Here is a 12,993-nt window from a genome sequence, read left to right on the forward strand (position 1 = left end):
GGTGAATGGACGCACTATCGCAATTATTTTATTTGCATGGAATAGGCTATGAATACACTAAGTACACTGGTGAACACGTTGTTTTTAGCGAACAAACGCGCAAGTTAGCCTTGCAGTGTTGTGGCGTTGACACCAGTGATGCAGCGCAAATAGATAAGTTAAATTACCAATTAGATGCGGCCACTTGGTTAACGCTTGCACCGGCTGTTAGCTTAGTAAAGCAGCCTAGCAATGTGCTTAAAGTACGTATTAAAGAAACCGACGCGCACCATAAAATTACGCTTAACATACCTGCATTAAATATTAAGCTACAATTTGAACAAATTGCTGACTATGCGCCATTAGGCGAGTATTTTTTAAATGACCGCCGTTATATTGAAATAGCGTTGCCACTTACCCATTTACCTACGGGTTATTATGATGCTTTGCTGAGTATGGGAGCGCAATCGGCAACTACACAAATTTGGTCTATCCCTAAACAAGTTTATCAAATTGCCGATAGTAAACGCTTTGGCTTATCAATTCAGTTATATACATTAAAAAACCAAGCTGGAATGGGGATTGGCGATTTTAATGATTTACTTGAATTAACCACGCTGTGTGCAAAACAAAAAATGGATTATATTTTACTTAATCCACTGCACTTATTATTTGCAGATAACCCAGAGTGCGCTAGTCCCTATAACCCCAGTAACCGCGCGTTACTCAATCCATTGTATATAGCAATTAACTTATCGCCAGATAGTATTAACAACCCCGCTTTAGATGATTACTTATCCTCTTGTTGTTTAACGTCGCACAGCGAGCAAGATATAGCCTTTATTAATTATAAAACGGTTACTGAGCAGAAATATAATGCCTTTAAACTGCTTTTTGTGCATTTTCAACAACAGGGTAGTCAAGCACGGCATAACGAGTTTACTGCATTTTGTAAACAGCACCGTGATGTACTTGCTATGCTAGAAACCACAGAACCGACATTCGACCATTACCTGCAATGGCAAGCACATAGCCAACTCATACTGTGCCAACAACATTGTATCGACCAAGGAATGGCGATTGGTTTGATTAACGACTTAGCAGTTGGCTGTGCCAAAGAGGGCAGCGAATATAAACATCAGCAGAAACTGTTTAGCCAAGATGCGACTGTAGGAGCTCCACCGGATCCTTGGGCTGAAAGTGGCCAAAATTGGGGTTTGCCAGCAATAAATCCTCAGCGCCTTGCTGACAATAACTATTATTTTTACCGCTCACTTATACGCGCCAATATGAATGCTGTGGGTGGATTACGCATTGATCATGTTATGGCAATTAGACGTTTATGGTGGTGCTTTAACAATAATAACAGCCAAGATGGTTGCTATGTTTACTATCCATTCGAGCACTTGTTAGCTATTTTGAAAATAGAATCTCACCTAAATAAGGCTGTCGTGATAGGCGAAGATTTAGGTGTTGTGCCACCTGAAGTAAAAGAAGCGCTGGTGAGCAGTGGAATTTTTTCAAACAGTTTATTTTATTTCGAAAAACAACAAAATGATGAATTTGTTAATCGTGATGAGCTTAGCGAACAATGCCTGCTGATGATTGCCAATCATGACGTACCGCCATTTGTTGGCTGGTGGCAGCATAGTGATTTAACCCTCAAACAACAGTATCAGCTGATTGATGCCGCTAAACACCAGCAGCTAGTGCTGCAACGTCAACAAGAGCAACAACGGTTAGTTGATTTTATTAATGCACAAGACACACATTCTGACATGTCATTAAACACCGATGCTTTTGCGATTTATAGCGCGCTGGCTTTGTGTTTAGCAAAGTCGCCATCGCGATTATTTGCCCTACAAATTGATGACTTAGACAAACAATGCTACCCAGTTAACATTCCGGGTACAGATAAAGAATATCCCAATTGGAGACGGGTGTTAACACATACGTGCGAGGATATTTTTACTGATAATGCATCACTTTTGACTGCAATACATTCAATGAGGAATGGGTAAATGGGCAGTATAAAAAATATGAAATCAGCGCCTTTGGCTGATTATGACGCACAAGTTACTGCGCTCGCAGCAGGACGCTTTAAAGACCCGTTTAGTTTTTTAGGAGCGCACAGTACACAAAGCGGCATAGAAATTCGAGTGTATTTGCCAGCAGCACTGCAGGTTGAATTGTTAATTGGTGATCAAACAATTACTGCATTGCGCTATAAACAAAGTGATTTATTTATAGCTGAGCTATCAAGCATGCCGAGCAGTATGTATCAATGTCATGTTAGCTATAAAAGCAATAATATTACCATTTACGATGAATACAGTTTTAGTAGTACCCTTGATGAGCAAGCAATGTACTTGTTCAATGAAGGGAGTCTTGAGCATGCTTATGCGCACTTAGGCGCGCAATTTATTACTCAACAGGGCGTTGACGGTGTTCGTTTTTGTGTGTGGGCGCCAAATGCTGCCAGCGTTTCAGTGATTGGTGAATTTAACTTTTGGCAGTCCAATCGTCACTTTATGCGATTTCATCCGGCTAGTGGAGTATGGGAGTTATTTATCCCGGGGCTGTGCGCCGATATGTGCTACAAATTTGCTATCACCACACTCAGTGGTGAAGTTTTAGATAAAGCCGATCCCTTTGCTTTTAAAATGCAGCAAGCGCCAGGTACAGCAAGCATTTTACAATACAAACCCACCTCTATTACGCTTAGTGAACAAGCGATCAAAAATAGGCAAAAGCGTAATCATATTGATGCCGCTATTAGTATTTATGAAGTGCACTTAGGTTCTTGGCAACGCGCTGAGCATAATCGTTATTTAAGCTACAGCGAGCTGGCAGATAAGCTTGTAAGTTACGTGGTTAAAATGGGGTTTACGCATTTACAACTTATGCCTATTAGTGAATACCCGTTTGATGGCTCATGGGGGTATCAGCCGGTAGGCTTGTTTGCGCCTACAAGCCGCTTTGGTGATTACAACAGCTTTAAATACTTAGTTGAGCAATGCCATAAAGCCAATATCGGTATTTTACTGGATTGGGTGCCGGGGCACTTTCCAAGCGACCCTCATGGGTTACATTGTTTTGATGGCACTCATTTATATGAACATGCTGATATGCGTCAAGGGTTTCACCCTGATTGGAATACCTATATTTATAATTACGATCGCCCTGAAGTTAAAAGCTTTTTAATATCGAATGCGATGTATTGGCTCAGTCAATTTGGCATAGATGGACTGCGAGTAGATGCAGTGGCATCTATGTTGTATCTTGATTACAGCCGAAAAGAAGGGCAATGGGTAGCTAATTGCTACGGTGGCAGAGAAAACTTAGGGGCAATTGAGTGCCTTAAACAAGTAAACATACGCAGTTATAAAAATAACCCCGGTATTATGATGGTGGCTGAGGAGTCAACGGCGTGGCCCGGAGTAACGCAAAGCGTTGAGCATAATGGTTTGGGCTTTGGTTACAAATGGAATATGGGCTGGATGAACGACAGCCTGCATTACATACAGCAAGACTCACTATTTAGGAAATACCATCATCATAAAATGACATTTTCTATGGTGTATGCTTTTAGTGAAAATTACATTTTACCACTGAGTCATGATGAAGTAGTCCACGGTAAAGGTTCACTTCTAAACAAAATGCCCGGTGACGATTGGCAACAGTTTGCTAATTTACGGGCTTATTATGCGTTTATGTGGGCGCATCCAGGAAAAAAACTTCTGTTTATGGGCGCCGAAATAGCACAGCGAAAAGAGTGGGATCATGACCATTCAATAGACTGGCACTTGCTTGAGCATCAAAGTCATCAAGGTATTCAAGATACGGTTAAACGCCTTAATCATGTGTACCAAGCCCACCCAGCACTTTATGAGCTTGATAGCTGTGCTACAGGCTTTTCATGGATAGATAATGATAACAGTCAGCAAAGTATATTTAGCTTTATTCGTTATGCTAAAAGCGCTGACGATTTTATGGTTATTGTCGCTAATTTTACCCCAACTGCTTATCAACATTTTACTTTAGGCGTGCCTGCTAAAGGCAGTTATAAGGTGATATTAAATACTGATGAGTCATGTTTTTTTGGCTCAGGCATTAATATCACTGATGAGCCAAGCCAACTTATTCATTCAATTAATCAACCAAGCCATGGCTTTGATCACAGTATTACATTACAGATGGGTGGCTTAACCACTGTTTACTTACAAAAGGTGAATGATGAGTAATTGCTTTGAGGTTACCCATGGTGCATCTCTTCCATTGGGATCGACTGTACAAAACAACGGCGTCAACTTTGCCTTATACGCCCCTAATGCAAGCCAAGCTTTTGTTTGTTTATTTGATAAAAGTGGCCATACAGAAATATTAAAAATAGCTATGAATATTAATGAAGGCGGGGTGTGGAGTATTCACGTTGCGCCACTTAGCGCTGGCGCATTATATGGCTTTAGGGTTGATGGTGAGTATAACCATGAAAAGGGCATGTTATTTAATGAACATAAGTTGCTGATTGACCCTTATGCAAAAGACTTGTTTAACGAGTTTACTTGGAGCGAGCGCCATTACGGACAAATGCCGATAGGCACTAAAAGCGAGGTTAATAATGCGATAGATATGCCTAAATCTAAAGTGACTACATCGGTTGCTTATACCAATAAAAAGCCACAGCATAGCTGGGCTAATACGGTAATTTATGAGTGTCATGTAAAAGGTGCTACCTGTCGTCATCCAGGTATTCCAAAAGTACAGCAAGGCACGTTTTTAGGCCTAAGCCACCCGTGCTTTATTGAGCATTTAAAAAGTTTAGGGGTGACCGCTATTGAGCTTTTGCCTGTGCATGCGTTTATAAGTGAACAGTTTTTAATTACTAAAGGCCTGCAAAATTACTGGGGCTACAATAGCATCAATTTTTTTACTCCCCACAAAGACTATTTGGTTAATGACGATATAAACGAATTTAAACAGATGGTCAGCGAACTACATCGCGCCAATATTGAAGTTATTTTAGATGTTGTATACAACCATACTGCTGAGGGCGGCAGTGATGGACCTATATTGTCTTTACGTGGCTTCGATAACCTCACTTATTATCGCACTATTAATGGGCAGCCCAATGTATACATAAACGATACTGGCTGTGGTAACACCTTAAATATTGATCATCCAAAAACCTTGCAATTGGTTCTTGATAGCTTGCGGTATTGGGTAGAAGTTATGGGAGTGGATGGCTTTCGATTTGACTTAGCAACCATTTTAGGGCGTTCAAGCACGGGTTTTAGTGCCTCTCATACGTTTTTACAGGCCGTTGCACAAGATCCTATATTAAATAAAGTAAAACTGATCAGTGAGCCGTGGGATATAGGGCCTGGTGGGTATCAGTTAGGTGCTTTTCCTGCTCCTTGGCGTGAGTGGAATGATCAATACCGTGATGTGATTAAACGCTTTTGGCAAAGTGAAAAAGGCATTATTAGTGATGTTGCCAAGCGTTTACATGGCTCGTTTGATATTTTTGAACACAGTAACCGCGGCCCGCTTAATAGTATTAATTTTATTACCAGTCATGATGGTTTTACCCTTGCCGACTTAGTCAGTTATGAGCACAAACATAACCAAGCAAATGGTGAAAACAATCAAGATGGCCACAGCGCTAATTATTCGTTTAATTGCGGAGTTGAGGGATTTAGTAGCGATCCTGAAATAATAAACTTACGGCTCCAACAACAAAAAAACTTTTTACTTACCTTGCTACTCTCTAAAGGGGTGCCAATGATAGCCGCTGGCAGTGAAATGGCCCATTCTCAAGGTGGTAATAATAACGCTTATTGCCAGAATAACCGCACAAGCTGGCTGGCATGGAAAGACTCACAACTAAACCATTGCTTAATTCAGTTTATAGATGATGCATTAAAAATTAGGCACGGTCACAGTGCGTTTAAACACAGTGTGTTTTTAGATGATATTGATGAACGTTTCACCGTTAAGTGGTTCACCGAGCAAGGTAAAAAAATGGATGAAACACATTGGCATGAAGATACGCGACAATTTTTAATGTATAGCTTACTTGATAAGCAAAATAAGCACGCCTTATTAATTATTTTAAACGCCAGTAAACAGCCCGTGGTCTGCCAATTACCACAATCGCCCATTACTGCGACATGGGCGTTAGTGTTATCAAGCGTAAATAACGCATCAACTGTTGTTGAAGAAGATGCAACCGTGAATATTTCAGCACAAAGTAGTTGGGTTTTTAGTGCCAATTTAGAAGGCGAAGATTATGACTAAGCAAGACGAGCAAGTGTGTGTGGTAAAAGGCTGGCAAGAAGGCCCGGTTATTGATGAAAGTACCTTAAGTGATGATTTAACTCGCCACTTTTATTACACCTTAGGGCGTGATGTGGTGGGAGAGTCGCAGTTGTATTTATATCATGCATTGGCGCTGACAATAAGAGATAGACTCGTTGCGCGTTGCAGAGAAACTAATCAGCAAATTAAACAACAAAAACGCCGCAAAACAGCGTATTTATCGCTAGAGTTTTTAATGGGTAGAGCACTGGGTAATGCGGTACTCAACCTTGATTTAGAATCTCAGGTAAGTACTGCACTGCAAGCTTACTGTACTGAGCTGGAAAATGTAGAACAAGCAGAGCATGATGCTGGCTTAGGTAATGGTGGCTTGGGGCGCTTAGCGGCATGCTTTTTAGATAGTTGCGCGAGTTTAGCGCTGCCAGTAGTGGGTTATGGAATTCGCTATGAATACGGCATGTTTAATCAATCAATAAAAGAAGGCAACCAAATTGAGCAGCCAGATAACTGGCTACGCGAAGGTCACCCTTGGGAATTGAGCGCACCAGAGCAAGCTAAACGAGTTAAGTTCTCGGGTTATGTACAAAGTTATACCGATAAATTTGGTCGTGAACATCGCCAGTGGATGAGCTCCCAAGATGTGCTTGCGGTTCCTTATGATGTTCCCATTCCGGGCTATAAAAATAATATTGTTAATACCCTTAGGCTTTGGAAGTCTGAAGCTACAGATGAATTTAATTTAGCCGAATTTAATGCCGGTAGTTATTCAGAAGCGGTGGCACAAAAAAACCTCGCAGAGCAAATAACCATGGTGTTGTACCCTAACGACAGCAGTGAAAATGGTAAAGAACTGCGTTTACGCCAGCAATACTTTTTATCATCGGCAAGCATTCAAGATGTACTGAGCCAGTGGATTGAGCAATACGGAGATAATTTTACTGATTTTGCTCAGCATCATGTTTTTCAGCTTAACGACACTCATCCTAGTATTGCCGTGGCAGAGCTGATGCGAATTTTAGTTGACGACCATGAACTCGACTGGGATCAGGCATGGAACATCACAACCAAAACCATGGCTTATACAAATCACACTTTATTGCCGGAGGCATTAGAGAAGTGGTCAGTGGGGTTATTTGCTAAATTATTACCACGTATTTTAGAAATTATTTATGAAATTAATGCCCGTTTCTTAGCAGAGGTTGCAAGGCATTGGCCGGGTGATGTGCAAAAGCAACGAGACTTATCATTAATTGAAGAGGGCGAAGAGCCGCAAATTCGCATGGCTTTTTTAGCCATTGTTGGTAGTTATTCAGTCAATGGCGTAGCCGCACTGCATACCCAGTTATTAACTGCGGGTTTGTTTAAAGATTTTTACTCATTATGGCCTGAAAAGTTTAATAACAAAACCAATGGGGTGACACCAAGGCGTTGGCTTGCTTATTGTAATCCGGGTCTGAGCCATATTATTAGCGAGAAAATAGGAAAAGACTGGGTAGGCGACTTTGCAAAAATTAGCCAATTATGTCGTTTTTATGATGATCCTCAATTGCACGTAACATGGCAGCAGGCAAAACGGCAAAACAAGCAGCGTTTAGTCGATTTAGTAAAGCAAAAGTATGGCGTTGAGTTTGACGTAAATATGCTATTTGATGTGCAGGTAAAGCGTATTCATGAATATAAGCGCCAGTTACTCAATGTGCTACATGTTATTCATTTATACGACCGCATTCGTCGTGGCGATACACAAGGCATGGTACCTCGTTGTGTATTACTCGGAGGTAAAGCCGCACCTGGTTATATGATGGCGAAGAAAATTATTAAACTGATTAATAATGTTGCTGAGGTGATCAACAAAGACCCTGAAGTATCGATGTTTTTAAGAGTTGCCTTTTTACCAAATTACAATGTGACCGCCATGGAAACTATATGTCCTGCAACAGATTTGTCGGAGCAAGTTTCTACAGCAGGTAAAGAAGCATCCGGTACCGGCAACATGAAGTTTATGATGAATGGTGCGCTCACAATAGGCACGTTAGATGGCGCGAATATTGAAATCCGCGATGCAGTAGGAGCTGAAAACTTCTTCTTATTTGGCGCACAAGCCGAGCACATTGACGAAATTAGAGCGCATTATAATCCCAGTGAAATTATTGCGAATAACTCAGATCTAAACAGCGTGATGCATCTCCTTGAAAGTGGTCATTTTAATCTATTTGAACCCGGCTTATTTGATGATGTCATTAGCGGCATTAAAAGCAAAGACGATGCATGGCTAACCGCACATGACTTTGCCAGTTACATTGCAGCGCAGCGTGAAGTGGATAAAGCGTACGCTGATCAAACCCACTGGACTCAAATGAGTATTTTAAATACCGCGGCCAGTGGCTTATTTTCTAGTGACAGAACAATAGGCCAATATTGTGATGACATATGGCACTTAACCCCACTAGATACTTCACAGCAAAAAGTAAAAACAAACACTGACACTAATAGCTGACACTAAATGGAGAGAGTAATATGCCCAGTTATGCAAATCGCTATATAAGTAATTTAACCAGAGACACCTATGCACTCATTCTAGCCGGCGGACGAGGTTCTCGTCTTCATGAGCTAACAGACTGGCGTGCAAAACCAGCCGTTTATTTTGGCGGCAAGCACCGTATTATTGATTTTCCACTATCAAATTGTATTAACTCTGGTGTAAGACGAGTAGGGATTGCAACGCAATATAAATCTCATTCGCTAATACGCCATGTAAATCGTGCATGGGGGCACTTTAAAAAGGAGTTAGGCGAGTCTGTTGAGATTTTACCTGCATCACAGCGCAATGGTGATGAATGGTATTGCGGTACTGCCGATGCGGTATTTCAAAATATGGATATTATTCGCCATGAACTACCTAAATATGTAATGATTTTGTCAGGCGATCATGTATATCGTATGGATTACGGCGGTTTGTTAGCAAAGCATGTCGAAAATGGTGCCGATATGACCGTATGCTGTTTAGAAGTCGCGGTTGAAGAAGCAGCGAACACCTTTGGGGTAATGACCGTTGATCAAGAAAATCGAGTGCGACGATTCGACGAAAAACCAGCTGAACCAAGCTCTGTGCCTGGCAAACCAGGTACGTGTTTAGCGTCAATGGGTAATTACGTCTTCAATACTGAGTTTTTATTTGAGCAATTACAAAAAGATTCACAAACCGAAGGCTCAGGACGTGATTTTGGTCATGACATTATCCCCGCCATTATCGAAGAGCATAATGTGTTTGCTTACCCATTTAGAGATCCCGCACAAGTAGGGCAACCTTATTGGCGCGATGTAGGGACCTTAGATTCATTTTGGGAAGCGAACATGGAGTTGGTTATGCCTGAGCCTCAATTGGATCTGTACGACCCTACTTGGCCAATTTGGACATATCAAGAGCAGCTTCCTCCAGCTAAGTTTATTTTTGATGATGACGATCGTCGGGGTATGGCTGTTGATTCAACCGTATCGGGTGGGTGTATTATTTCAGGCTCATTAGTGAGAAAGTCATTACTGTTTTCTAATGTACATATTCGCTCATATTGTACTATTGAAGAGTCGGTTATTTTACCCGGTGTTATAGTTAACCGTGGGTGTAAAATAAAACGTGCCATTATTGATAGAAGCTGTGAGATCCCCCCAGGATTAGAAATTGGTTATGATCGTAAAACCGACGAAGCCAATGGTTTTAGAGTATCTAAAAAGGGAATTGTTTTGGTAACCCGCGAGATGCTGACAAAGTTAGACACTAAGTTAAATCAATAATTAAATAGCAAGGCGAAAGCCTTGCAGCTAACTATAAGAGTAAATAAATGCATGTATTAATGGTTGCCGCAGAAAATGATGCGTTACCTAATGCCAAAGTCGGTGGTGTTGCCGATGTCATACGTGATGTACCTAAAGCGTTAGCGGCACAGGGACTAACGATTGATGTGGTAATTCCTGATTATGGCTTTGAATTGGGTGAGCGCCGTTTTATTGGTGAAGTCAACGTTGCGTTTAATTCAGCCTCTCACGTTTTATCGCTGTTTGAAATTCCACAAACGCAAAATGCAGTGAGGCAAATAGTAATAAGCCACCCTTTGTTCAGCCAATCACATAGTGTGTATTGCAACGATGATGACAATCGTCCATTTGCTACTGATGCGAGTAAGTTTGCACTGTTTAATGCCGCGATTTGTGAAGCGCTTTTACAAGGGGTTTTAAAACAACCAAACACGTTACATTTACACGACTGGCACAGTGCTTGTGTGGCGGTGTTACTAAAATTTGAGCCTCGCTATCGTAAACTTGCTAAGCTGCGCTTGGTGTACACGGTTCATAACTTAGCCTTACAAGGTATTCGCCCTTTTAAAGACGATGACTCTAGCTTAGAAGCGTGGTTTCCCTCATTAAGTTATGATGGCCAATTGCTTTGTGATCCCCGTTACCCTCATTGCTTTAACCCCATGCGTAGTGCTATTAATTTAGCCGATAAAGTACATGTGGTTTCACCCAGTTATAGCCAAGAAGTGCAGATTGCGAGTAACGATGCAGGCGGTTTTTTTGGTGGTGAAGGACTTGAGCGTGATTTACAACAAGCGGCTGAGCAGGGCAAGCTGATTGGGATACTCAACGGCTGTGATTACACAACTCAACACCCGAAGCAGGCAACGCTTAGCGAGCTTTTAGAGCAGATAGAAGCTACGCTTTTTAGCTGGATGGCAAAAAACGTACACTTAGACAGCAGCCACTATATTGCTCACCAACGTGTTTTACAATTTATGGCATCAGAGCAGCAAGGGCCTTTAATGACCAGTGTAGGGCGGCTCACCGAGCAAAAAGTATTGCTGCTGTGCCAGCCACACAACAATAGTTTAACTATTGATGAGGTATGCAAGGTTATAAACCAATATAATGGTCGCTTGATTGTATTGGGCTCGGGCGATAAAAAACTAGAACAATTATTTACCACTGCAATGGCTCGAAATAGCAATTTATTGTTTTTAAAAGGTTATGGCCAAGGTGTTGGTGATTTAATGTATCAACTAGGGGATTTATTTTTAATGCCTAGTTCTTTTGAGCCGTGTGGTATCAGTCAAATGCTGGCAATGCGAGCAGGTCAGCCTTGTCTTGTGCACAGTGTTGGCGGCTTAAAAGATACAGTTGAGCATAATGTGACTGGTTTTAGTTTTACTGGTGATACCTTATTAGCTCAGGCAGAGGCACTGTTGCATAGTTTATCTGAGGCCTTGAATGTAAATCACGCTAACCCTAAGCAATGGCAAGCGATAAAAAATAGCGCTAAGAACAGCCGCTTTGGTTGGGATGACGTTGTAACTGATTATATTACCTACTTATATTAAAAAATTTATTAAAGTTCAGTGACATCCGTTCCTATTTGCGCTTTAATTACTTAGTCTGGTGGAAATAATAAAAAGTAGGTAATGTGTCGGTATTTGTGGCAAGGCAAGCAATCCTTAATCGTAATCAAAATGTAGTTGCATATGAACTACTGTTTCGCGATAGCCCTGAAAATTGCTTTCCTGGTGTTTCTGATGGTCAAGCAACGGCTCGCCTGATCATGGAAAACCAGCTTAACTTAGGTACTCGCCATATTACTTCGGGTAAAAAAGCGCTGATCAATATTGGTCCTGAGTCCTTAAAGCTTGATTTATGTGATTTTTTACCTTGTAAAGATGTGGTTATTGAATTACTCGAAACCATAGAGCCCACCGACGATACCTACGAGCTATGCCGTAAACTCTTTCACAGTAACTATAAATTAGCCCTTGATGACTTTGTTTACTCACCGCAGTGGGAACGTTTTTTAAAGCTAGTTAATTTAATTAAATTTGATATTCGGCTCACGCCACTGGATGAAATTCCACTGGTGGTCAATAAGCTAAAAAAACACAAAAATATTAAGCTGTTAGCTGAAAAAATAGAAACCGATGAAGAATATAAATTAGCTCGCCAAATGGGGTTTGATTATTTCCAAGGGTATTACTTTGCCCGCCCCGCAATGATAGAGCAAAAAGATATTCATTATAATTATGGTCTTGTCATTGCCATTTATTCAGAAGTAATGAAGCCAGATCCTGATGTGAAAGTAATCACCGGGTTATTTGAGCTTGATGCAGCACTAGCATACAAACTATTGCGTTTATTAAATAGTGGTGTATTTCCCCTGCAAAGCCAAATATCATCATTAAAACAAGCGCTGGTTTACCTAGGGCAAGCACGTTTAAAAAAGTTTGTAAGCCTAATTGTTACAGCACACACCGCGCGCACTAAGCCGATAGAGCTTATGCAAATGTGTGTTATTCGCGCTCGCTTTTGTGAATTAATAGCCAGCAAAGTCGCCAAACAAGTTCAAGGTGAGGCATTTTTAACTGGGCTGTTTTCTTTGCTTGATGCTATTTTAGATAAGCCAATGGACTTGTTGGTTGATAAACTGCCATTCCCAGATGAAATTAAAGTAGCACTAACCGGTGAGAAAAATGACTTATATTATATTCTTGAAACGGTAAAAGCATATGAAACCGGAAGTTGGTGGGCGCTTGAGAAAGCGGTATCACTCATTAATTTAGACAGTGCTTTTTTACCAAAATTATACAAACAAGCTGTAAAATGGGCCGATAGCTACAAAGATAATATTTAAAAGGATAGGGTTTGCGCAATTAT

Annotated in this window: 7 protein-coding genes; all 7 read left to right on the plus strand. The window is 41.0% G+C overall.

Going from position 1 to position 12,993, the window contains the following annotated elements; translation table 11 throughout:
- The first annotated feature begins 5 nt into the window (after positions 1-5).
- The 7 genes from malQ to AN392_RS04835 all read left to right on the plus strand — a co-directional run bounded on the left by malQ (position 6) and on the right by AN392_RS04835 (position 12,970).
- Positions 6-2,000 (plus strand): 4-alpha-glucanotransferase, encoded by a 1,995-nt coding sequence (gene malQ, locus AN392_RS04805; RefSeq protein ID WP_055012002.1) that lies wholly within the window; start codon positions 6-8, stop codon positions 1,998-2,000.
- Positions 2,001-4,223, plus strand: a complete 2,223-nt coding sequence (gene glgB / locus AN392_RS04810) for a 1,4-alpha-glucan branching protein GlgB (protein WP_055012003.1) — start codon at positions 2,001-2,003, stop codon at positions 4,221-4,223.
- The gene (gene glgX / locus AN392_RS04815; protein ID WP_055012004.1) at positions 4,216-6,279 is read left to right on the plus strand and encodes a glycogen debranching protein GlgX; all 2,064 of its coding nucleotides are present in this window, start codon (positions 4,216-4,218) and stop codon (positions 6,277-6,279) included. Before glgB ends, glgX begins: the two co-directional genes overlap by 8 nt.
- Positions 6,272-8,797: a glycogen/starch/alpha-glucan phosphorylase gene (locus tag AN392_RS04820; RefSeq protein ID WP_055012005.1), complete on the plus strand. Its 2,526-nt coding sequence runs from the start codon at positions 6,272-6,274 to the stop codon at positions 8,795-8,797. The genes glgX and AN392_RS04820 overlap by 8 nt, the downstream gene beginning before the upstream one ends.
- A 20-nt stretch (positions 8,798-8,817) precedes the next feature.
- Positions 8,818-10,092, plus strand: a complete 1,275-nt coding sequence (glgC, locus tag AN392_RS04825; RefSeq protein ID WP_010388932.1) for a glucose-1-phosphate adenylyltransferase — start codon at positions 8,818-8,820, stop codon at positions 10,090-10,092.
- 47 nt (positions 10,093-10,139) lie between these two features.
- Positions 10,140-11,672 carry a glycogen synthase gene (locus AN392_RS04830; RefSeq protein ID WP_055012006.1) on the plus strand — a complete coding sequence of 511 codons (1,533 nt, stop codon included), beginning with the start codon at positions 10,140-10,142 and terminating at the stop codon, positions 11,670-11,672.
- An 83-nt stretch (positions 11,673-11,755) separates the two neighbouring features.
- The gene (locus AN392_RS04835; protein ID WP_055012007.1) at positions 11,756-12,970 is read left to right on the plus strand and encodes an EAL and HDOD domain-containing protein; all 1,215 of its coding nucleotides are present in this window, start codon (positions 11,756-11,758) and stop codon (positions 12,968-12,970) included.
- The last annotated feature ends 23 nt before the right edge of the window (positions 12,971-12,993 follow it).

Source organism: Pseudoalteromonas sp. P1-16-1b (genome assembly GCF_001401785.1).
GTDB classification, from domain to species: domain Bacteria; phylum Pseudomonadota; class Gammaproteobacteria; order Enterobacterales; family Alteromonadaceae; genus Pseudoalteromonas; species Pseudoalteromonas undina.

Excerpts from the sequence above, each read along its gene's own strand:
- malQ (WP_055012002.1), top strand. The coding sequence starts at position 6 with ATGGACGCACTATCGCAATTATTTTATTTGCATGGAATAGGCTATGAA.
- glgB (WP_055012003.1), top strand. The coding sequence starts at position 2,001 with ATGGGCAGTATAAAAAATATGAAATCAGCGCCTTTGGCTGATTATGAC.
- glgX (WP_055012004.1), top strand. The coding sequence starts at position 4,216 with ATGAGTAATTGCTTTGAGGTTACCCATGGTGCATCTCTTCCATTGGGA.
- AN392_RS04820 (WP_055012005.1), top strand. The coding sequence starts at position 6,272 with ATGACTAAGCAAGACGAGCAAGTGTGTGTGGTAAAAGGCTGGCAAGAA.
- glgC (WP_010388932.1), top strand. The coding sequence starts at position 8,818 with ATGCCCAGTTATGCAAATCGCTATATAAGTAATTTAACCAGAGACACC.
- AN392_RS04830 (WP_055012006.1), top strand. The coding sequence starts at position 10,140 with ATGCATGTATTAATGGTTGCCGCAGAAAATGATGCGTTACCTAATGCC.